At 68.3% G+C, this 20,613-nt stretch carries 23 protein-coding genes; 9 read left to right on the forward strand and 14 right to left on the reverse strand.

Annotated features, from left to right (window positions below; genetic code table 11):
• Positions 1 to 41 precede the first annotated feature (41 nt).
• Positions 42 to 866: an SDR family NAD(P)-dependent oxidoreductase gene (locus AC1DY7_RS23965; protein WP_477496229.1), complete on the forward strand. Its 825-nt coding sequence runs from the start codon at positions 42 to 44 to the stop codon at positions 864 to 866.
• Here the strand turns inward: AC1DY7_RS23965 and AC1DY7_RS23970 are convergent.
• Positions 863 to 1,696, reverse strand: coding sequence for a glycine betaine ABC transporter substrate-binding protein (locus tag AC1DY7_RS23970; RefSeq protein WP_477496230.1), 834 nt, complete (start codon positions 1,694 to 1,696; stop codon positions 863 to 865). The genes AC1DY7_RS23965 and AC1DY7_RS23970 overlap by 4 nt on opposite strands.
• On the reverse strand, positions 1,696 to 2,865 hold the full coding sequence (locus tag AC1DY7_RS23975) for an NAD(P)-dependent malic enzyme (RefSeq protein WP_477496231.1): 1,170 nt from the start codon (positions 2,863 to 2,865) through the stop codon (positions 1,696 to 1,698). The genes AC1DY7_RS23970 and AC1DY7_RS23975 overlap by 1 nt, the downstream gene beginning before the upstream one ends.
• Before the next feature lie 211 nt (positions 2,866 to 3,076).
• Here AC1DY7_RS23975 and corA point away from each other — a divergent pair, with 211 nt between their 5' ends.
• Positions 3,077 to 4,189: a magnesium/cobalt transporter CorA gene (gene corA, locus AC1DY7_RS23980; protein WP_477496232.1), complete on the forward strand. Its 1,113-nt coding sequence runs from the start codon at positions 3,077 to 3,079 to the stop codon at positions 4,187 to 4,189.
• Here corA and AC1DY7_RS23985 read toward each other — a convergent pair.
• The 6 genes from AC1DY7_RS23985 to AC1DY7_RS24010 form a co-directional block, all read right to left on the reverse strand.
• Positions 4,186 to 4,779, reverse strand: coding sequence for a suppressor of fused domain protein (locus AC1DY7_RS23985; RefSeq protein ID WP_477496233.1), 594 nt, complete (start codon positions 4,777 to 4,779; stop codon positions 4,186 to 4,188). The genes corA and AC1DY7_RS23985 overlap by 4 nt on opposite strands.
• Positions 4,776 to 5,936: an ABC transporter ATP-binding protein gene (locus AC1DY7_RS23990; protein WP_477496234.1), complete on the reverse strand. Its 1,161-nt coding sequence runs from the start codon at positions 5,934 to 5,936 to the stop codon at positions 4,776 to 4,778. The genes AC1DY7_RS23985 and AC1DY7_RS23990 overlap by 4 nt, the downstream gene beginning before the upstream one ends.
• 3 nt (positions 5,937 to 5,939) lie before the next feature.
• Positions 5,940 to 6,776 (reverse strand): carbohydrate ABC transporter permease, encoded by an 837-nt coding sequence (locus tag AC1DY7_RS23995; protein WP_477496235.1) that lies wholly within the window; start codon positions 6,774 to 6,776, stop codon positions 5,940 to 5,942.
• Positions 6,773 to 7,666, reverse strand: coding sequence for a carbohydrate ABC transporter permease (locus AC1DY7_RS24000; RefSeq protein ID WP_477496236.1), 894 nt, complete (start codon positions 7,664 to 7,666; stop codon positions 6,773 to 6,775). Before AC1DY7_RS24000 ends, AC1DY7_RS23995 begins: the two co-directional genes overlap by 4 nt.
• Complete coding sequence (locus AC1DY7_RS24005) at positions 7,663 to 9,060, reverse strand: ABC transporter substrate-binding protein (protein WP_477496237.1); 1,398 nt, start codon at positions 9,058 to 9,060, stop codon at positions 7,663 to 7,665. The genes AC1DY7_RS24000 and AC1DY7_RS24005 overlap by 4 nt, the downstream gene beginning before the upstream one ends.
• Before the next feature lie 93 nt (positions 9,061 to 9,153).
• Entirely contained in the window at positions 9,154 to 9,666 is a 513-nt protein-coding gene (locus AC1DY7_RS24010; RefSeq protein ID WP_477496238.1) for a YflT domain-containing protein, read from the reverse strand.
• A gap of 140 nt (positions 9,667 to 9,806) precedes the next feature.
• Here AC1DY7_RS24010 and AC1DY7_RS24015 point away from each other — a divergent pair, with 140 nt between their 5' ends.
• Both AC1DY7_RS24015 and AC1DY7_RS24020 read left to right on the forward strand, forming a co-directional pair.
• Positions 9,807 to 10,505, forward strand: coding sequence for a DUF4190 domain-containing protein (locus AC1DY7_RS24015; RefSeq protein WP_477496239.1), 699 nt, complete (start codon positions 9,807 to 9,809; stop codon positions 10,503 to 10,505).
• 10 nt (positions 10,506 to 10,515) lie between these two features.
• Positions 10,516 to 10,932 carry a DUF4190 domain-containing protein gene (locus AC1DY7_RS24020; RefSeq protein ID WP_477496240.1) on the forward strand — a complete coding sequence of 139 codons (417 nt, stop codon included), beginning with the start codon at positions 10,516 to 10,518 and terminating at the stop codon, positions 10,930 to 10,932.
• On the opposite strand, the gene AC1DY7_RS24025 is transcribed toward AC1DY7_RS24020, so the two are convergent.
• Complete coding sequence (locus AC1DY7_RS24025; RefSeq protein WP_477496241.1) at positions 10,929 to 11,882, reverse strand: HpcH/HpaI aldolase/citrate lyase family protein; 954 nt, start codon at positions 11,880 to 11,882, stop codon at positions 10,929 to 10,931. The two genes, AC1DY7_RS24020 and AC1DY7_RS24025, sit on opposite strands and share 4 nt — an antisense overlap.
• 25 nt (positions 11,883 to 11,907) lie before the next feature.
• Here AC1DY7_RS24025 and AC1DY7_RS24030 point away from each other — a divergent pair, with 25 nt between their 5' ends.
• From AC1DY7_RS24030 to AC1DY7_RS24045, 4 genes are all read left to right on the forward strand, one after another.
• Positions 11,908 to 13,194, forward strand: coding sequence for a magnesium transporter MgtE N-terminal domain-containing protein (locus AC1DY7_RS24030; RefSeq protein ID WP_477496242.1), 1,287 nt, complete (start codon positions 11,908 to 11,910; stop codon positions 13,192 to 13,194).
• Positions 13,191 to 13,745: a DUF1003 domain-containing protein gene (locus AC1DY7_RS24035; RefSeq protein ID WP_477496243.1), complete on the forward strand. Its 555-nt coding sequence runs from the start codon at positions 13,191 to 13,193 to the stop codon at positions 13,743 to 13,745. The genes AC1DY7_RS24030 and AC1DY7_RS24035 overlap by 4 nt, the downstream gene beginning before the upstream one ends.
• Positions 13,746 to 13,937: 192 nt before the next feature.
• Entirely contained in the window at positions 13,938 to 15,146 is a 1,209-nt protein-coding gene (locus tag AC1DY7_RS24040) for a lytic transglycosylase domain-containing protein (RefSeq protein WP_477496244.1), read from the forward strand.
• A 43-nt stretch (positions 15,147 to 15,189) separates the two neighbouring features.
• Entirely contained in the window at positions 15,190 to 16,332 is a 1,143-nt protein-coding gene (locus AC1DY7_RS24045) for an Mrp/NBP35 family ATP-binding protein (protein ID WP_477496245.1), read from the forward strand.
• Positions 16,333 to 16,350: 18 nt separating this feature from the next.
• Here AC1DY7_RS24045 and tatB read toward each other — a convergent pair whose 3' ends face one another.
• From tatB to sigE, 4 genes are all read right to left on the reverse strand, one after another.
• Positions 16,351 to 16,740, reverse strand: a complete 390-nt coding sequence (tatB, locus tag AC1DY7_RS24050; RefSeq protein ID WP_477496246.1) for a Sec-independent protein translocase protein TatB — start codon at positions 16,738 to 16,740, stop codon at positions 16,351 to 16,353.
• 3 nt (positions 16,741 to 16,743) lie between these two features.
• Positions 16,744 to 18,234 carry a serine protease HtrA gene (gene htrA / locus AC1DY7_RS24055; RefSeq protein ID WP_477496247.1) on the reverse strand — a complete coding sequence of 497 codons (1,491 nt, stop codon included), beginning with the start codon at positions 18,232 to 18,234 and terminating at the stop codon, positions 16,744 to 16,746.
• Between the two features lie 64 nt (positions 18,235 to 18,298).
• On the reverse strand, positions 18,299 to 18,694 hold the full coding sequence (rseA, locus tag AC1DY7_RS24060; RefSeq protein ID WP_477496248.1) for an anti-sigma E factor RseA: 396 nt from the start codon (positions 18,692 to 18,694) through the stop codon (positions 18,299 to 18,301).
• A gap of 88 nt (positions 18,695 to 18,782) precedes the next feature.
• Positions 18,783 to 19,394 carry an RNA polymerase sigma factor SigE gene (gene sigE / locus AC1DY7_RS24065; RefSeq protein WP_477496401.1) on the reverse strand — a complete coding sequence of 204 codons (612 nt, stop codon included), beginning with the start codon at positions 19,392 to 19,394 and terminating at the stop codon, positions 18,783 to 18,785.
• Between the two features lie 327 nt (positions 19,395 to 19,721).
• Between sigE and AC1DY7_RS24070 the strand changes: the two genes are divergently transcribed.
• Positions 19,722 to 20,369 carry an O-methyltransferase gene (locus AC1DY7_RS24070; RefSeq protein WP_477496249.1) on the forward strand — a complete coding sequence of 216 codons (648 nt, stop codon included), beginning with the start codon at positions 19,722 to 19,724 and terminating at the stop codon, positions 20,367 to 20,369.
• 65 nt (positions 20,370 to 20,434) lie between these two features.
• Here AC1DY7_RS24070 and AC1DY7_RS24075 read toward each other — a convergent pair whose 3' ends face one another.
• Positions 20,435 to 20,605, reverse strand: coding sequence for a CsbD family protein (locus AC1DY7_RS24075; RefSeq protein ID WP_477496250.1), 171 nt, complete (start codon positions 20,603 to 20,605; stop codon positions 20,435 to 20,437).
• Positions 20,606 to 20,613: the final 8 nt, after the last annotated feature.

Consider the following 20,613-nt stretch of genomic DNA (forward strand, 5'->3'; position numbering starts at 1 on the left):
TAAGCTCGACGCGAGTCGAACCGCATACGCGAGGAGTGTTCATGGAGGGCTTTGCCGGAAAGGTCGCCGTCGTCACCGGTGCCGGGTCGGGGATCGGTCAGGCACTGGCCATCGAGCTGGGACGGTCCGGCGCCAAGCTGGCCATCAGCGATGTCGACCTGGAGGGCCTGGCGGTCACCGAGGAGCGCCTCAAGGCCATCGGCGCCCCGGTGAAGGCCGATCGGCTCGACGTCACCGAGCGGGAGGCGTTCGAGCTGTACGCCTCGTCGGTGAAGGAGCACTTCGGCAAGGTCAACCAGATCTACAACAACGCCGGTATCGCGTTCACCGGTGACGTCGAGGCCAGCTCGTACAAAGACATCGAGCGCGTCATGGACGTCGACTTCTGGGGCGTGGTGAATGGGACCAAGGCGTTCCTGCCGCACCTGATCGAATCCGGCGACGGCCATGTGATCAACGTCTCCAGCCTGTTCGGCATCTTCTCGGTGCCCGGCCAGGCCGCCTACAACTCGGCGAAGTTCGCGGTGCGCGGCTTCACCGAGGCGCTGCGCCAGGAGATGGTCCTGGCCAAGCGCCCCGTGAAGGTCACCGCGGTGCACCCCGGCGGCATCAAGACCGCCATCGCCCGCAATGCCGGCGCCGTGGAAGGGCTGGATGCCGAGAATCTGGCCAAGGTGTTCGACAAGAAGCTGGCGAAGACCACGCCCGAGAAAGCCGCCCGGATCATCCTGGAAGCGGTCCGCAAGAACCACGCACGCGTCCTCGTCGGCGCCGACGCCAAGGTGCTGGACGTGATCGTCCGTCTCACCGGGTCGGGCTACCAGAAGCTCTTCGCCGGCGTCGTCGGGAAGATGCTGCCCCGCTAACGGCCCAGCGGGTGGACGTCGAGATATGCGGCGGCCACCGCGCCCGGGTCCTGCCCGGCAGCGACCTCGGCGCGCATCTGCGCCAGTGCGTCGGTGTCGAGCACCCCGGCCAGTTCGTTGATGGACCGCACCTGCGGCTCGCTCAGGGTGTTGCGCCGGTACACCGGCACCACGTTCTCCGCGCGGACCAGCGCGGTGCGGTCCGACAGCACGGTCACCTGCGCGGGGATGTCCGGCGCGGCGGCCGACGTCCAGGCCACGTCGATCTTGCCGGCCTGCAGCGCCGCGAAAAGTGCTGGGTCATCGGCGAATTCACGCGCCTTCGGGAGCACGCAACCGGCCAGCGCGTTGGGCGCCGGGCGCGCGGTCACCTGACCGATTCGCAGGGTGGCGCACCGCTTGAGCAGCGCCAGCGTGTCGGTGGAACCCCAGTCGTGGGCGGTGCGATCGGTCACCGCGGGCAGCGGTTTGTCCGAGGTGGTGTCCGCGTAGTCGCCGGCCGTCAGCCCCTCCGGCAGCGCGGCCACCATCGAGCGGTAGACCTGGGCCGCCGACCGCGCCGGGGCGTCGGGCTCGAACCGGGTGAGCAGCACGCCCGTCAGGCCGGGGACGACGTCGACGTCACCGGAGTCCAGGTCCCCCACCGGATCAGGGGCCACCTCGACGTGCGCGGCACTCCCGTAGAAGCGCAGTGCCGCGGCGTACAGATGCGCCAGCAGTGCCGACTCGGCGTCCTGCTGGGCACCGACGGCCACCGACGGCGGTGGCGGGGGCGCCGAACATCCGGCGACGACCCCCACCGCCACCAGCACAGTGGCCAGCCGGCGCATCAGACGCGCGATGCCTCACCCACGGCCGCGGCGACGGCCGGGCCGACCCGCGGGTCCAGCGCGCTGGGCACGATGTGGTCGACCGCGAGATCGTCGCCGACGACCGAGAAGATGGCATGCGCCGCAGCCACTTTCATCTCCTCGGTGATGCGGCGGGCGCCAGCGTCCAGCGCACCCCGGAACACACCCGGGAAGGCCAGCACGTTGTTGATCTGGTTGGGGAAGTCGCTGCGGCCGGTCGCCACGACGGCCGCGTATTTGCGCGCCGCGTCCGGGTGGATCTCGGGGTCCGGGTTGGACAGCGCGAACACGATGCCGCCGGGCGCCATCGTCGCGATGAGCTCCTCGGGCACCAGGCCCGCCGACACACCGAGGAAGACGTCGGCGCCGTTGAGGGCCTCGGCCACCCCACCGGCGAGCCCGCGCGGGTTGGTCCGCCCGGCCAGTTCGGCCTTGAAGGAGTTGAGGTCCGTGCGCTTGGTCTGCACGATGCCCTTGCTGTCCAGCACGACGATGTCCTTGATGCCGCTGTTGAGCAGGATGTTCGTGCAGGCGACACCGGCGGCACCGGCGCCGGAGACGACGACCTTGAGGTCGTGGATGTCGCGGTCGAGGACCTTGACCGCCCCGAGCAGCGCCGCGAGCACCACGATGGCGGTGCCGTGCTGGTCGTCGTGCATGACGGGGCAGTCCAACGCCTCGATGACCCGGCGCTCGATCTCGAAGCAGCGCGGGGCGGAGATGTCCTCCAGGTTGACCGCGCCGAAGGTGGGGCGCAGCCGGATCAGCGTCTCGACGATCTCGTCGGGGTCCTTGGTGTCCAGCACGATCGGGATGGAGTCCAGCCCACCGAACGTCTTGAACAGCGCGCTCTTGCCCTCCATGACGGGCAGCGACGCGGCAGGTCCGATGTCACCGAGGCCCAGCACCGCACTGCCGTCGCTGACGACGGCGACGAGGCGGTTGGCCCAGGTGTACTTCTTGGCCAGGGTCGCGTCGGCGGCGATCGCACGACTGACTTGCGCCACGCCCGGGGTGTAGGCGATGGACAGGGCGCGCTGGGTGTCCAGCGGCTCGTTCAACGCGACCGAGAGTTTCCCGCCCTCATGGGCGGCGAAGATCTCGGCATCCGAGACAACTACTTGCGGGGTACGCACCAATTCGGCCACGGCGACCACGGTAACTCACGCCCGGAACTCACAGGGACCGGTTCCCCCCTCGTGAGAAGACCGAAAAGTGCGCTTTACGTCGGACGATAGGCTACCCGCGGGTAGGTTCCCAGCGAGTAGCCAGGTTCTGATGACGTTCTTTCGACCCCTGCGCCGCGTAGCATTCCAGAGGTTCCAACCAGGACCACGCGCTCTGACCCGGAGGTTTGCGATGCCCTCATTCCGCGCATTGCCGCCGTCGCTGCTCCGTCCGGGGACGCGCAAGTCGGTCGTCGTTCCCGACGCCCGCAGCATCCACGTACCGGTCGCGCGCGCCATGGTCGACTGCGGTGTCTACATCGACGGTGTCCGACTGCCGGGCAAGTACACCCACGCGGCCGCGCTGACGAAGGTCCGCGAGACCGAAGCCCTGGGCAACGGCCAGGCCGCCTTCGTCTGGATCGGCCTGCACGAGCCCGACGAACATCAGATGCAGGCCGTGGCCGATGTGTTCGGCCTGCACGAACTGGCCGTCGAGGACGCCGTGCACGCGCACCAGCGGCCCAAGCTGGAGCGTTACGACGACACCTTGTTCCTGGTGCTGAAAACCGTGAAGTACGTCGAGCACGAGTCCGTGGCCAACGCCCGCGAGATCGTCGAGACCGGCGAGATCATGATCTTCGTGGGGCCCGACTTCGTGGTGACGGTGCGCCACGGTGACCACGGCGGCCTGGCCGGTGTGCGCCGGCAGATGGACACCTCCCCCGCCAACTGCGCGCTGGGGCCGTACGCGGTGATGCACGCCATCGCCGACCACGTCGTGGACTCCTACCTCGGTGTCACCGATCTGGTCGAGACCGACATCGACGCGATGGAGGAGAACGTCTTCTCCGCCTCCAGCACCACCGACATCGAGCACATCTACCTGTTGAAGCGGGAGATCGTCGAGATGCGCCGGGCCGTCGCCCCGTTGACGCTGGCCCTGCAGCGGCTCGGCAGCGACCACAACGACCTGATCTCCAAAGAGGTCCGCCGGTACATGCGCGACGTCCTGGACCACAACATCCTGGCCGCCGACCGCATCGCCAGCTACGACGAGGTGCTCAGCTCACTGGTGCAGGCCGCGCTCGGCAAGGTGGGCATGCAGCAGAACACCGACATGCGCAAGATCTCGGCCTGGGTGGCCATCGCCGCCGTCCCCACCGCGATGGCCGGCATCTACGGGATGAACTTCGACAACATGCCCGAACTGCACTGGACGTTCGGCTATCCGATGGTGCTGTTCGTGATGGCGACGGTGTGCCTGCTGCTGCACCGCACCTTCCGCCGCAACAACTGGCTCTAACTTTTCCCCGGTGACGACGCCCGGCGGCCCGCGTCGAGCACGTCGACCCCGTCTGCCAGCCAGGCTTCGCGCATCGCCTCGGCGCCCTTGAGCCGCACCCACGCGGCCTCGGTAGGGGTGATCGGGGTGGCGGTGAAGAACCGCACCGGCGCCTTCGGCTCCGGCAATTCCAGATCACTGATTGCGCTGTGCCCCAACAGGAATGCGGTGAACGGTGCGTTCTCGAACAGCGGAGCGCTCAGGTCCACCAACGCGTCGGGCTCCAGGATCAGCCCCTCGACGGCGGGCGCCGCGGCCAGCACGGCAACGGATTTCGCCAGCCCCGGCGGCGTGGGCGAACGCAGCGACACCACCACCTCGGCCCGGGGGCCGACCTCGGTGTCGGCCAGGAAATCCGTCGGATCGGCCATGGCCTGCTTGGAGCAGCCCAGCGAGACATAGTGATTCACCCGGTCGGCATCGGGGCCGAACCGCAGCACATCGATGCGGTCCGCGCCGAGGAACGTGATGCTCGCCTCGCCGGGTTCGCCGAGCACGCCGGCACCGGAGAAGTACGCACCCAGGTGGGCACGCACGTCGTCGAGGATCACGTGATCGACAGGTTGGCGCCGGTGGCGGCGTCGAAGATCACCAACTTGGAGACGTCCAACGCCAGTTCCGCCTGCTGCCCCGCGGTGACCGCGGATGCGGCGGAAACCCTTGCCACGAATTCGTTTTCACCGACCCCGGAGTCCGCGGCCAGCTGCGCCAACTGTGCAGCCTGGGCGCCCGCGCCGTCGGTACGGAAATGCAGGTACTTCTCCGCCCCCAGCGACTCGACCAGGTCGACGGTGACCTCGAACACGTGGGCGCGGATGCGGGCGTAGGAATCGATCTGCGCGGCGTCGTCGAAGTGTTCGGGACGGACCCCGACGATGAGGTCGTCGACCTTCTTCTCGGCGATCGCGGTATGCATTTCGGCGGGCAGATGCACCTCACCGAACGGCAACCGCAGCCCCACATCGGTGAGCGTGGCCGGGAAGAAGTTCATCGCAGGGGAACCGATGAAGCCGGCCACGAACAGGTTCACCGGGCGGTTGTAGAGCTCTTCGGGTGTGCCGACCTGCTGCACGACGCCGGCCAGCATCACCACCACCCGGTCGCCGAGCGTCATCGCCTCGGTCTGGTCGTGGGTGACGTAGACGGTGGTGGTGCCCAGTCTGCTCTGCAGGCGGGCGATCTCGGTACGCATCTGCACCCGCAGCTTGGCGTCCAGGTTGCTCAGCGGCTCGTCCATCAGGAAGGCCTTGGGGCTGCGCACGATCGCGCGGCCCATCGCCACCCGCTGCCGCTGACCGCCGGACAGTTGCCCCGGGCGGCGATCCAGAAGTGCGGTCAGGTCAAGGATTTTCGCGGTCTCCTCGACCTTGGCCGCGATCTCCGCCTTCGGCAGCTTGGCCAGGGTCAGCGGGAACGCGATGTTCTGCCGCACGGTCATATGCGGGTAGAGCGCATAGGACTGGAACACCATGGCGATGTCGCGGTCCTTGGGCTGCTTGTCGTTGACGCGCTCGCCCCCGATGCGCAGTTCACCGGAGCTGATGTCCTCCAGGCCCGCGATCATGTTGAGCGTGGTCGACTTCCCGCACCCCGACGGTCCCACCAGGATCAGGAACTCGCCGTCGTTGATGGTGAGGGACAGATCCTGCACTGCCACAGCACCGTTGGCGTAACTCTTGGTGACGTTGTCCAAAACGATCTCGGCCATGAGCTACCCCTTCACCGCACCGGAGGTCAATCCGGCCACGATCCGTCGCTGGAAAATCAGAACAAAGATGATGATGGGCACAGTGATGACCATCGCCCCGGCGGCGATGGATCCCGTGGGCTCCTCGAATTGCGAACTGCCGGTGAAGTTCGCGATCGCCACCGGCGCGGTGATCGCCCGCTGGGTGGCGGTCAGCGACAGCGCCAGCAGCAGGTCGTTCCAGGCGAAGATGAATACCAGGATGGCGGCGGTGACGATGCCCGGTGCAGCCAGTGGGGCGATGACCTTGCGGAATGCCTCACCCGGGGTGGCGCCGTCCATCTTCGCGGCCTTCTCCAGATCCCACGGGATCTCCTTGAAGAACGCGCTCATGGTGTAGATCGCCAGCGGCAGCGCGAAGGTGATGTAAGGAATGATCAGGCCGGGCCACGTGTCGAACAACCCGATCCGGCGTTCGATGTTGAAGATCGGTGTCACCAGCGAGATCTGGGGGAACATGGCGATCAGCAGTGCCACCCCGACCAGCACCCGCTTACCCGGGAAGGCCAGCCGGGCGATGGCGTAGGCGGCCATGCCGCCGATCGTCACCGCGATGACCGTGGTGATCAGGCCGATGCCGAGCGAGTTGATCAGCGCCGAGCTGAAGATGTCGCCGGTGAAGATGCCCTTGTAGTTGTCGAAGGTGATGTCGGACGGAATGAAGTTGCCGTCCTTGACCGTTGACGTCGGCTTCAACGACAGCGACAGGATCCACAGCACCGGTATCAGTGCGTAGAGCACCACCAGGATGTTGACGACGGTCCAGCCGGCGGCCCGGCCGGGAGCGACCCGCTCGCTCATCTGGCTGCCTCCTCATCGGCGCCCGGCGCCGCCGCACCGAAGATCTTGATGTAGATGAACGCGATGACCGCCACCGACAGGAAGATCAGCACGCTGATCGCCGAACCGAGACCCAGGTTGAAGGCCTTGAACAGGTTGTCGTAACCCAGGATCGACACCGACCCGGTGTCATTCGCTCCGCCCGTCAGCACGTAGATGTTGTCGAAGATGCGGAACGCGTCCAGCGTGCGGAACAGCAGCGCCACCAGGATGGCCGGTTTGATCAGCGGGATGATCACCTTCGTCAGCCGCTTCCAGCCGCCGGCGCCATCCACCTGCGCGGCGTTGAGCAGGTCCTGGGGCACCAGGGCCAGGCCGGCCAGCAGCAGCAGCGCCATGAACGGCGTCGTCTTCCACACCTCGGCCAGCACCACCACGGCCAGGGACGGGATCTGCTCTGTGAGCGGCGCGGACCCGGTGGGCAGCAGGTTGGCCAGGTAGCCGGTGCCCGGCGTCCATGCGTAATACCAGCTGTAGGACGCCGCGACGGTCACGATGCCGTAGGGCACCAGGATCGCGGTGCGCACGATGCCCTTACCGAAGATGGTCCGGTGCATCACCAGCGCGAGCGCCATGCCGAGCACGAATTCGATGGCCACCGAGACCACCGTGATGACCAGCGTGACGACGAAGGCCGTCCACCAGTACCGGTCGGTGAGGATGGTGACGTAGTTGTCGATGCCCACGAACTTCGTGTCGTCGGGGGCGGCGAGGTTGTAGCGCTGCAGGCTCAGCCACACCGCATACGCGATCGGGTAGGCCGTCACCGCCAGCATCAGCACGACGGCGGGACTGATCAGCCAGTAGGCGAGCCGGCGCTGCGAGGCGCGGTCGTCGATCTGGGTGCTCAAGGAATCAGCCCCTTACCGTCGATGGCCTGCTGCACCTGATGGGTCAGCTCGTCGGCGGTGCGCTCCGGATCGATGGCATTGATCGGCGCCAGCGTCGCGGAGATCCGCGTCGACACCGACTGGTACACCGGCGTGGCCGGCCGCACCGCGGCATTCGTGAGCTGCTGGCGGATGATCTCCCACTGCGGGTACTTCTTCTGGAAATCCGGATCGTCGTACAGCGAGGTGCGCACTGCGGGCAGGCCGCCCTCGACCGAGGTGTAGCGCTGGTTCTCCACGCTGCGCAGGCAGCGGATGGCCTCGAACGCCTCGGCCTTGTGCTGGGTGTTGCGCCCGACCGCGAGATTCAGGCCACCGAGGGTCACCCGGGCCTGCTCGCCCGGGGTCACCGCGGGGTACGGCGCGAAACCGAACACCTTCTTGCTGGCGTCGTAGGCGATGTCGAACTGCTGGTCCGACGGCGAGAAGGTGCCGACATCGTTGATGGCACCCTTCATCGCCGGGTCGTCCCCCAGCGGCAGGAAGCTCACCCCGCCCTTGGTGGCGTTCTCCAGCATGGAGGGCAGCACGAACGGCCAGTTGACTTCCAGTGCCGCTTTGCCCTGTTCGAGCGCGAGACGTGCGGTGCCCTCGTCGGTCTGGGTGATCGACGGGTCCGCACCGGGCGCGGTGGCAACCGATTTGATGATGGACAACGCCTTGATGGTGGCGGCGCGGTGCTCCGGGGTGTCGGTGAGCGTGACGGTCTTGCCGTCATCGGAGAGCACCTGCCCGCCCGCACTCTGCAGCAACGTGTTGAACCACACCACCAAGCCCTCGTACTGCTTGGCCTGCACCGCGATCCAGCTCGGGCCGCCCTCGTTGTGCAGGCGGGTGGCCTCGGCCACCATGCCGTCCCAGGTGGCCGGCGGCTCGCTCATCAAATCTGCGCGGTACCAAAGCAATTGGGTGTTCGTCGTGATCGGCGCGGCGTAAAGCTGGTCCTGCCAACGCGATGTGGCCAGCGGGCCAGGCAGCGTGTTGCTCTCCGCATCAACCACGGCCTGGCCGGCAGGATCCTCCGACAGCGGCAACACCCAACCGGCTTCGGCGAATTCGGCGGTCCACACCACGTCGAGCGCCATCACGTCGAGCGATTTGTCATTTCCGGTGAGCCGGCGCGCCAACTGCAGTCGCTGGTCGTCTGCGCCTTTGGGCAAGGACACCTGCTTGATGGTGAAGCGCCCACCGAGCTGTTCGTTGCACCGTTTGGAGACGGCCGTGAACGTAGCCATCTCGCTTGCCGGTGTGTAGTAGCTGATGACGATTCCGTCGTCCTTGGCTCCACACGCCGAGACCACCGATCCCGCCGTGAGCGCGGCCAACACCGCAGCGCAGAGCCGTCGTGTCCGCACCAGCCGGCCTCCGTCCGTCGGGGAACCTCCCGCGGGCAAACCGTAGAGCTATTGCGACGTCATATGCAACCGTATCCGCGGCGCGTTGCCCACTCAGATCGTCAAGCGCGCCAGCAGATCCCGGCCCTGCTCGGCACCCGCGGGCTCACACAGCACGTCGTAACGGCCCGCCACCAACTGCATGGTCGAGCTGAAATCCCTTGTGCCGCGGGCCATTGCGTACGGAACCGCCGACGTGATGAGACCGAAGAACACGCCCGCGATCAGGCCGGTGACCAGCGCACCCCACGGGCTGGGACTGAAGAACCCGAGGATCAAGCCGATGAACAGGCCCAGCCAGGCGCCGGAGAGCACCCCGCCGCCGATCACCTTGGGCCACGTCAGCCTGCCCGTCACGCGCTCGACCTGCATGAGGTCCACGCCGACGATGGTGACCTGCTGCACCGGAAACTCTTGATCGGACAGGTAATCCACCGCGCGCTGGGCTTCGGCGTAGGTGGGATAGGACCCGATGGGCCAACCCTTGGGCGGGGTGGGCAGCGGCGCGGGGCCCCGGCCGCCGGGGGTGGCACCCGGTGTCTGGCCGGGCTGTAGAGGACTGCTCATCGTGAGTTCTCCTTCATGCGCGAAAAGGTGCCGCCCACCAACCTATCGGTATTCGCGGGTGCGCACCGATGCGCGGTGGGTCTGGACGCGCATGAAACACCGGCACCGCGAGGACCAGCACATACGCTACGTTGTGGGGCATGACAGAACCGGGCCAGGACACGGGCGCGACATCATCGTCGGGGTCGTCTGAGGCATCATCGGATTCGGGTTCCGCAGCCGAACCGCAGTCGGGCGCCTACGAGGCACCGCCCATCGAGCAGACACCCGACGCCGGACAGCCACCATCGGCACCGGACTACCCGGGTTACGGGCCGCCGCAGGGGTACGACGCGCCGCCCAGTTATCAACCGCCGAGCTATCAGCCGCCCGGTTACGACCAGCAGAGCTATGGACAGCCCAGCTACCCGCCGCCGGGTTATGACGTGCCGCCCACCTATCAGCCGGGCGGTTACCCGCCCCCGCCGCCGCCGAACTTCGGCGCGCCCTACCCCGATCCCTCCGGTTATGGCGCTCCCGGGTACGGGACTGCGCCATACGGGACCCCGCCGCCACCGCCGTACGGCGCCGCGCCGGGTTACCCGCCCGCCGGGTACGGCGGCGCACCGTATGGCGCACCGGCCGCCGGAACCAATCCGCTGGCCATCGGCTCGCTCGTCGCCTCGGCGATCGGTGTGCTGTGCGGCATCGGCTCGATCATCGGGATCGTGCTCGGCATCGTGGCGCTCAACCAGATCAAGCAGACCCGCCAGGGCGGGCACGGACTGGCCATCGCCGGCATCGCGGTAGGCGCGGTGTCGCTGGTGCTCAGCATGGTTCTCGCCGCCACCGTGTTGTGAGCGCGCCGGCATGACCCAACCCCCGCCGCCCGGGCCGTACCCACCGCCGGATCCGTTCGCGCCGGTGGACTACCCGACCGACCCCGGGCTGCCGCCGGCGGTCTACCCGGGTCCCTACCCGGCGCCGGGCTATCCGCCGTACGCATATCCCGGGTACGACCCGTACCGGCAGAAGCCACTCGGCACCAACGGCAAGGCAATCGCGGCCCTGGTCGTCGCGCTCGGCGGGCTGGTGTTCTGCGGGTTCCCGTCGGTGGTCGGGCTGGTCCTGGGCGTGATCGCGATGCGGGAGACCCGGCGCACCGGCCAGGACGGCTGGGGCCTGGCGCTGGCCGGCACCATCATCGGCGGCCTGGCCACCGCCGGCCTGGTGCTCTACATACTGCTGTGGGTCGGGATCATCGCCAGCGGCTTCTCCCTCGTCTAGCGGGGCTGGAACGGCTCGACCGTCCGCGCCATCCCCGCCGCCCGCCCCTTGCCCGCGATCACCAGCGCCATCTTGCGGCTGGCCTCGTCGATCATCTCGTCGCCGAGCATCACCGCGCCGCGCGCGCCGCCGGCCCGCGAGGTGTGCCATTCATAGGCCTCCAGGATCAACTCGGCGTGGTCGTAGTCGTCCTGGCGGGGGCTGAAAACCTCATTGCCGGCCGCGATCTGATCCGGGTGCAGCACCCACTTGCCGTCGTAGCCGAGTGCGGCGACGCGGCCCGCGATCCGGCGGAACGCGTCGGTGTCGCGCACCTTCAGATACGGGCCGTCCACGGCGTTGATGCCGTGCGTGCGGGCGGCGACCAGGATGGTCATCAACACGTGGTGGTAGGCGTCGCCGACGTCGTAGCCCTCGGGCTGTTCCCCGACCACCAGGGTGCGCATGTTGAGGCTGGCCATCATGTCGGCAGGCCCGAGCACCAGTGCCTGCACCCGCGGCGCCGCGGCGATCTCGTTCACATGCGTCAGCCCGGCCGCATTCTCGATCTGCGCTTCGATGCCGATGCGCCCCACCGGAAGTCCGTGGGTGAGTTCCAGTTGGGTCAGCAGCAGGTCCAGTGCCCGCACGTGCGCGGCGTCGGTCACCTTGGGCAGCACCACGATGTCGAGGCTTGCGCCCGCGGCGGCAACGACCTCGATGATGTCGGCGTGCGTCCAGGGCGTGGTCCAGTCGTTGACCCGAACCCCACGCAACTGTCCGGCCCAGCCGGGCTCGGCGAGCGCGGCGGCGACGCGGGTGCGGGCGGCGGCCTTGGCGTCGGCGGCCACCGCATCCTCGAGGTCGAGGAACACCTGGTCGGCGGGCAGAGACTTGGCCTTCTGAATCATCTTGTCGCTGCTACCCGGAACCGAAAGGCAGGTTCGGCGGGGGCGATACAGGTTGTCCACACTGTCAGTCTCTACGCTTGCCCTCATGGTTGCGGTCAACCGGGTCTATGCGGCCCGACTTGCGGGGATGGTGGTGCTCGGCCCGGACGGCGAGTCCATCGGCCGCGTCCGCGACGTGGTGGTGAGCATCAGCGTCGTCCGTCAGCAACCCCGAGTTCTCGGACTCGTCGTCGAATTGCTCACACGCAGAAGGATTTTCGTACCAATCCTGCGAGTCACTGCCATCGAACCGAATGCGGTGACCCTCAGCACCGGAAACGTGTCGCTGCGCCGGTTCGCCCAACGCCCCGGCGAGGTGCTGGTGTTGGGCCAGGTGCTCGACACCCGGGTCCGGGTGGATGATCCCGAGCTCGAGATGCTCAGCGGCACCGACGTCGTCGTGGTCGATCTCGGTGTCGAGCAGGTGCGCTCGCGGGACTGGCTGGTGACCAAGGTCGCGGTGCGCAACCACCGCAGGCTCGGCCGCCGCACCTCCATGCACATCGTCGACTGGCAGAACGTGACGGGCCTGACCCCGTCGGCGCTGAACCTGCCCGGCCAAGGCGTGGCGCAGCTGCTGGCCCAGTTCGAGGGCAAGCGTCCCATCGAGGTCGCCGACGCCATCCGCGACCTACCCGCCAAGCGTCGCTTCGAGGTGGTCAGCGCCCTCGGCGACGAGCGGCTGGCCGACATCCTGCAGGAGCTGCCCGAAAGCGAGCAGGCCGAACTTCTGGAGCAGCTCGACACCGAACGAGCCGCCGACGTGCTCGAGGAGATGGACCCCGACGACGCGGCCGACCTGCTGGCCGAGCTCGACGCGACCCGCGCCGAACTCCTGCTGGCGCGGATGGACCCGGAGGATTCCGAGCCGGTGCGCCGGCTGCTCAAGCACTCCCCCGACACCGCGGGCGGCCTGATGACCTCCGATCCGGTGGTGCTGGCACCGGACACCACCGTGGCCGAGGCGCTGGCCCGGATCCGTGACCCCGACCGGACCCCCGCGCTCGCCTCGCTGGCGTTCGTCGTCCGCCCGCCGACAGCCACCCCGACGGGCCGTTATCTGGGCTGCGTGCACCTGCAGCGCCTGTTGCGGGAACCGCCGGCATCACTGGTCAGCGGCATCGTCGACAAGAACCTGCCCAGCCTGACCCCGGAGTCGTCGCTGGCCGCGGTGACGCGGTACTTCGCTGCCTACAACCTGGTGTGCGGACCCGTGGTTGACGCACAGAATCACCTGCTGGGCGCGGTGTCGGTGGACGACGTGCTCGACCATCTGCTGCCGCACGACTGGCGGGTGAGCGCCGAGGAACCGGAACTGGGGGCGGCCACATGAGCGACCGCATCGACACCCCGCGGCTGTCCCGCCGGCGACTGACCCCGCAGTTCGACGTGGAGGCCGCCGGCCGTTTCGGCGAATCGTTCGCCAGGTTCCTCGGGACCGGCCGCTACCTGGCGATCCAGACCGTCTTCGTCATCGTGTGGATCCTGCTGAACCTGTTCGCGGTGGGATTGCAGTGGGATCCGTACCCGTTCATCCTGCTCAACCTGGCCTTCTCGACGCAGGCCGCCTACGCCGCACCCCTGATCCTGCTGGCCCAGAATCGGCAGGAGAACCGGGACCGGGTGGCCCTGGAAGAGGACCGTCGTCGCGCCGAACAGACAAAGGCCGACACCGAGTTCCTGGCCCGCGAGTTGGCCGCGCTGCGCCTGGCGGTCGGCGAGGTCGCCACCCGCGACTACCTGCGCCACGAGTTGGAGGACCTGCGCGACATGCTCATCGAACTGGTGCCGCCGAAGAACAAGAAGAAGAGCAAACACGCCCCGGCTCCGGTCGAGGCCGAGAGCACCGAGCCCGACGAGACCGTTTCGGACAGCTTTAGCTGACCATTGCCCCACCACAGCGATCACCCAATGGGTATGGTGACTTGGTTCACAACCAGTCGGGCACCGCACAACTAGGACGGTTGAGTGTTCAAAGGGGGAGGCGCCGCCCTTGAGGCAGCGCGGCGCCGAGCAGGCCGAGCGGTCAGCAAGCCCGTCTTCGGTATCGCGGTGCTCACGCCTATCGTCCTGGCCATGAGCGTGGGGGCCTCGGCCCCGTCGATCAAACCTGTGCGTGACACCACCGTCACCCCGCTGGCGGCCGTCGGCCCCGTCGTGCCCGACGATTCGGGTACCTCCATCGTCGCCGCCTTCAAGACGCCCCGCCCATTCCGCATCGGCGGCGGCGCCCTGTCCGCTCCCCCGCCCGCCGTGGTGGTCAATTCGCCTGGCAGCCTTCGCATTCCGTCGATCACGCTGAACGCGTACCGCAATGCCGAACGCATGATGGCGGCGGCCGTACCGGGCTGCGGGATGAGCTGGAACATTCTGGCCGGTATCGGCCGGATCGAGTCGATGCATGCCAACGGCGGCTCCACCGACGTCAACGGCACCGCGGTGCGGCCGATCTACGGCCCCGCGCTGGACGGCACCCTGCCCGGCAACGAGGTCATCGTCCAGAGCCGCAGCAACGACCGCGTCAACTACGCGCGGGCCATGGGACCGATGCAGTTCCTGCCCGGCACGTGGTCGCGCTACGCCGCCGACGGCAACGGCGACGGCAAGGCCGACGTGCAGAACGTGTTCGACGCGACCCTCGCCGCCGCCCGCTACCTGTGCAGCGGTGGTTTGAACCTGCGTGACCCGAACCAGGTCATGACGGCGATCCTGCGCTACAACAACTCCGTCGCCTACGCCCAGAACGTGCTCGGCTGGGCGCGCGCGTACGCGACCGGCGTGGTGCCGGTGAACCTCCCTGCCATCACCGGACCGGTGCCACCACTGGGCGACGCCCACCTGGACACCAACCCCGAGGGCATCGGGCCCGGTCTGCCGCTGAACGCCATCAGCCTGCCGTCGGGCGACCCGCTGGCGCTGACCCCGATCTTCGATGTGGGCCGCACCGACGTCGCCAGCCAGTTGCCGACCGCACCCGGACCCGGGCAGGGCGTGGCACCGCAACAGAACTGCGCGGTGTTCTGCATCGGCCAGAACGTGCCGTCACCCGAACCCGCCGCGCCATCCGCGCCATTCAATCCGTTCGCTCCCCCGCCGGTGTTCAACCCGTTCGCGCCGCCGCCGGCCGCTCCGGTTCCGGACGCGCCGCCCGCGCCGTTCACCGCGCCGCTGCCCGCGGCAGTGGTCCCGATCGCCCCGCCGCCGCCGTTCAACCCGTTCGCCCCGCCGCCGGCACCCGCCGCGCCGGTGGTGCCCCTGGGCCCCGCGCCCGGCCCCGCGAACTGACCCGGTCCGGGGGCCGCAGGTAGGCGGCCTAGACTCGGCTGTGATGTCTGCGACGAATAACGACCTGGCAGCGGCGGTTCGGACCGCCCTGGGCAAAGTGGTCGACCCCGAACTGCGCCGTCCGATCACCGAGGTCGGGATGGTCAAGAACGTCACCATCGACGACGCCTCCGGTGTGCACGTCGAGGTGTACCTGACCACCTCGGCCTGCCCGAAGAAGACCGAGATCATCGATCGCGTGACCGCGGCGGTGACCGACGTGCCGGGCACCGGTGCCGTCAAGGTCACCCTCGACGTGATGAACGACGAGCAGCGCGCCGAACTGCGCACGCTGCTGCGCGGCGACTCCCGGGAACCCGTCATCCCGTTCTCCCAGCCCAATTCGCTGACCAGGGTCTACGCGGTCGCGTCCGGCAAGGGCGGGGTCGGCAAGTCCAGCGTGACGGTCAACCTGGCCGCCGCCCTGGCCGCCCGCGGACTGTCGGTGGGCCTGCTGGACGCCGATATCTACGGCCATTCGGTGCCCCGCATGATGGGCGTCGTCGACCGGCCCACCCAGGTCGACTCGATGATCCTGCCGCCGATCGCCCACGAGGTGAAGGTCATCTCGATCGCCATGTTCACCCAGGGCAACACCCCGGTGGTGTGGCGCGGACCGATGCTGCACCGCGCGCTGCAGCAGTTCCTGGCCGACGTCTACTGGGGCGACCTGGACGTGCTGCTACTCGACCTGCCGCCGGGCACCGGCGATATCGCGATCTCGGTGTCGCAGCTGATCCCGGGTGCCGAGATCCTGGTGGTCACCACCCCGCAGTCGGCGGCCGCCGAGGTGGCCGAGCGGGCCGGCGCCATCGCCCTGCAGACCCGGCAGCGGATCGTGGGCGTCGTCGAGAACATGGCGGGCCTGACGCTGCCCGACGGCACCACCATGGCGATCTTCGGTGAGGGCGGCGGGCGCCAGGTGTCGGAGTCGCTGACCCGTTCGGTGGGCGCGGATGTGCCGCTGCTGGGCCAGGTTCCGCTGGACCCGGCGCTGGTGACCGCCGGCGACACCGGGGTGCCGTTGGTTCTGTCGCACCCGGATTCGACGGCCGCCAAGGAATTGCTCAAGATCGCCGACGCGCTGGGCGCACGCAAGCGCGGGCTCGCCGGGATGTCGCTGGGGCTCGATCCCGCCGGCCGGTAGTTCTAGGTGGCGTCAGTTCTAGGTGGCGTCGCTGTCGAACTTGGTGACGCCCGGTTCGGCCGGGGGCTGCTCGACGGGTTTCGGGGCGTCCGGTGAGACCGGTTTGACGGGCTTGTCGAAGTTGCCCGTCAGGAACGAGTCGTCGCCGTCGAGCAGGTGTTTGGTGAGCGCCGCGCGCGGCGTCATCCCGCGCAGCTTCTGCAGTTCCGACAGGGGCGCGCGCAGGTCGTCGAACTCCGGACCCAGGTCCTCCCGCAGCTGACTGGTCGCCCCGGTGAGGTATTCGCGGGCCTGCTTGACGGTGCCCGCCGTCCACCGGATGGCGCCGGGCAACCGCTCGGGACCCAGGATCACCAATCCGGCGATCACCAGGATCAGCATCTCGCCCCAGCCGACGTTCGCAAACATCGGTTAGGTGGGGTTGTCGCCGGTGGGCGTGACCATGAGCGTCACATGCCGACCGTCACGGACCACCTCGATGGGCGCTTCCTGCCCGATCTTGAGCTGGCGGGTCGCGACGACGAACTCGTCGGCGTCGGCGACCGAGCGGCCACCGACCTTGACCACCACGTCGTTCTCCAGGATGCCGGCCTTCTCGGCGGGCCCGCCGGCCTTGACGTTGGCGATCTGCGCGCCCTTGGCCACATCGTTGCTCACCGACCGGGCGCTCAGGCCCAGGGTCGGATGCGAGATCTTGCCGCTCTCGATCAGGGCGGCGACGGTGGCCTTGACCTCGTTGACCGGGATGGCGAAGCCGAGGCCGCTGGCGCTGTCGGACAGCGACTTGCCTGCCGTGTTGATGCCGATGACCTCGGAGTCCATGTTGATCAGGGGACCACCGGAGTTGCCGTGGTTGATCGAGGCATCGGTCTGCACGCCGTCGATGACGGTGTCGGTGTCCGAGCCCTCCCCGGACAGCGGGACCGGGCGGTGCAGCGCGCTGATGATGCCCTGGGTGACCGTGCTGCGCAGGCCCAACGGTGCGCCCGCGGCGATCACTTCTTCGCCGACGGTCAGCTTGTCCGAGTCGCCCATCCGCGCGACCACGAGATTGTCGACGTTGTCGACCTTGAGCACGGCCAGGTCGGTCTTCGGGTCGCGCCCGACGAGGTTGGCGGGCACCTCTTTGCCGTCGTTGAAGACGACGGAGATCTTGAACTTGCTCGGGTTGGTCGCCGCTTCGGAGATGACGTGGTTGTTGGTGACGATGTAGCCGCGGCCGTCGACGACCACGCCGGACCCCTGGGAGCCCTCCTGATCACTGACCGCTTCGATGGTGACCACCGAATCAGCCACGGCGGCAGCCACTTTCGCGAACCGTCCGGGTGGGCTCTGCTGGTTGTCATTGGTTTCCAGCGTCACCTTGGAGGTGGTGAACGCCTCGACGACCTCGGCGGTCTTGCGACCCACCCAGCCGCCGGCGAAACCGATGACCAGCGCCACGATCGCGAGGATGGCCAGGGCGACGAACGACACCCGTCCGCCGAACAGCACATCGCGCACGCCGAGCTTGCCCTGCGGCGCCGTCACGACGACGGGCCCGCTGTGGGTCACCGCCGGCGCACCGAGCGCGGCACCGGCTGCGGGATCGCGCCATGGATCGGGCGCGCCGTCATCCGCACCGTCGCGTTCGGCGTCCAGCGCTCCGGCGTCGGCGGGATGCCGCTGCAACGAGTCGCCGCCGGCGTTCGGCCGCCCGAACGCCTCGGCCAGCACCTTGTCGGGCGCCTGGTCGTGCGGGGTGTACTCACCCTGGTCCCGGTACTTGTCGGTGGCCAGGAAGGAGCCGTCGAAGCCGGAGGGCCGGCCGAAGGCGCGCTGCGCGGCCGGGTCGACCGGGGGACGCGAGACCGGGCGCGGTGCCAGCCTGGGCCGGTCGCCGGAGGGGTCCTGATTGGTCACGCGTGCATCACTTTCCACTCCAGCGCGCCGGCGGCGCGCGTAGCTGTTTGTCGCTGCATTAAATCTACCGGCGCTTGCGGCGGGTCCGGGCTGACTCTTCAGCTAACTGCCGAGACGCCTCCTCGGCTGCCGCGTCCGCCGGATTCTCCTCCGGGATCTGGGACAACAAGCCCAGTAGTGCACTCGGAATGGAGATTTGGCAGGAGTCCCGCAACGCACTGCGCGCCTGACGCTGGGCGTCGACCTCGGCGGCACACTGGGGACACAACGAGAGGTGGTGGCCCGCACGCAGATGCGCCGTCATCCGCAGTTCACCGTCGACGAAAGCGGCGATGGCCTCGCTGGAGAGGTGCTCGGTGGACCCGAAGCGGCGTGGACCGACCGGCTCATTGCTCTGCGAGGCGAACTGGGTGGGCAGCCAGGAGAACGCACGTCGGAAGACGTCCCCGGGGTCGCCCATCACCCAGCTCCTCTCTGGCCACCGCGTCACACGCGCACACTGTTCTTTTGAATGTAGCGCGGGAAGCTGTACCCCACACCCGCGACGCTCAGGCGGAGGTCGGCAGCGTGTCGGAGTGCTTGGCCAGATAGTCGCGTAACGCCTGGCGTCCGCGGTGGATGCGGCTGCGCACCGTGCCCAGCTTGACGCCCAGCGTGGCGCCGATCTCCTCGTAGGACAAGCCTTCGATGTCGCACAGGACGACGGCGGCGCGGAACTCCGGCGGCAGCGAATCCAGGGCGGCCTGCAGATCCGGTCCCAGTCGCGAGTCGTGGAAGATCTGCTCGGGGTTCGGGTCCTCGGCGGGCACCCGGTCGTAGTCCTCGGGCAGCGCCTCCATGCGGATGCGAGCGCGTCGGCGGACCATGTCCAGGAACAGGTTCGTGGTGATGCGGTGCAGCCAGCCCTCGAAGGTGCCGGCCTGGTAGTTGTGCACCGACCGGAACACCCGGATGAAGGTTTCCTGGGTCAGGTCCTCGGCGTCCTGCTGGTTGCCCGACAGGCGGTAGGCCAGTCGGTAGACCCGATCGGCATGCTGGCGCACGAGCTCGTCCCACGAAGGCATGGCGGCCTTGTCGCCGGTGGCGTCGAACACCGCCGTCCCGGACAGCTCGTCAGAAGGCTCCACCCAGTCCTCCGCGTACTGCTCGAGGTGCGGCATCGAGACCGGGGTCGCCAGGCGCGTGGTGGTGTTCGTCGGATCCTCCGTATCGGTGGAACAGTCGGCAATTTTCGTCGACTGCTCGGTGCCATTGGGAACGCGACCGTAGATGTCGCTATTCCCCGAGTGCCAGCTTCCGCCGATGTTCATCCCAGTACCGTCGCTGACCGGTGTGAGGCAGGCATAGGAGAAAACTGATTAATTCCTGAGAAAGCTTGTTACCCGGTAGACGACCAGGCAAAACCTCGCGGAATTCGATGTGATCCTGAACTCCGGGGCGGGCGTGTCGCCGCACGGCCGGGTCGGGGTTCGCTCTACGCTGCGGGCATGGCCAGCACCGACGACGCTCACCGTGCCCAGGCGATCGTCTCGCACGCCGAAGGGTCGATCACCGAGGACAACGTCACCGCGGCCGCACGGGAACGTGCCGTGGACTGCGGCGCCGGTGCGGTCACCCCCGCCGTCGGCGCCCTGCTGAGCGTGCTGGCCCGGCTGACCGGCGCGAAGGCCGTCGTCGAGGTCGGGACAGGCGCCGGCGTGAGCGGGTTGTGGCTGCTCGCCGGCATGCGTGAGGACGGCGTGCTCACCAGCATCGACATCGAGCCCGAACACCAGCGCCTGGCCAAGCAGGCCTTCTCCGAAGCGGGCGTGGGGCCGTCGCGCACCCGGTTGATCGGCGGTCGCGCCCAAGAGGTGTTGACCCGGCTGGCCGATGAGTCCTACGACCTGGTGTTCATCGATGCCGCGCCGGCGGACCAGCCGGTGTATGTGGCCGAGGCGTTGCGGCTGCTGCGTCCGGGTGGAGCGGTCATCGTGCACCGTGCCGCGTTGGGCGGGCGCGCCGGCGACGCCACGGCCAACGACCCCGAGGTGAGTGCGGTACGCGAAGCCGCCCGGCTGATCGCCGAGGACGAGCGGTTCACGCCCGTGCTGGTGCCGCTGGGCGACGGGCTGCTCGCCGCCGCGCGCGACTGACGGCTTTCCACGAATTCAGCCCGCCAGGAAGGTTCCCGGCGGGCTGAATTCAGAAGTCTGGCGGATTACTTGAAAACGTCCTTGACCTTTTCGACCGCATCCTTGACGCCGGCCTTCGCCTGGTCGACCTTGCCCTCATTCTCGGTGCTCTGATCGTTGGTCGCGCGGCCCACCGTCTCCTTGGCCTTGCCGCCCAGATCCTCGATCTTGTTGCTGGCCTTGTCTGCGATGCCCATGATTCCTC

The organism is Mycobacterium sp. P2_H7 (genome assembly GCF_056403275.1).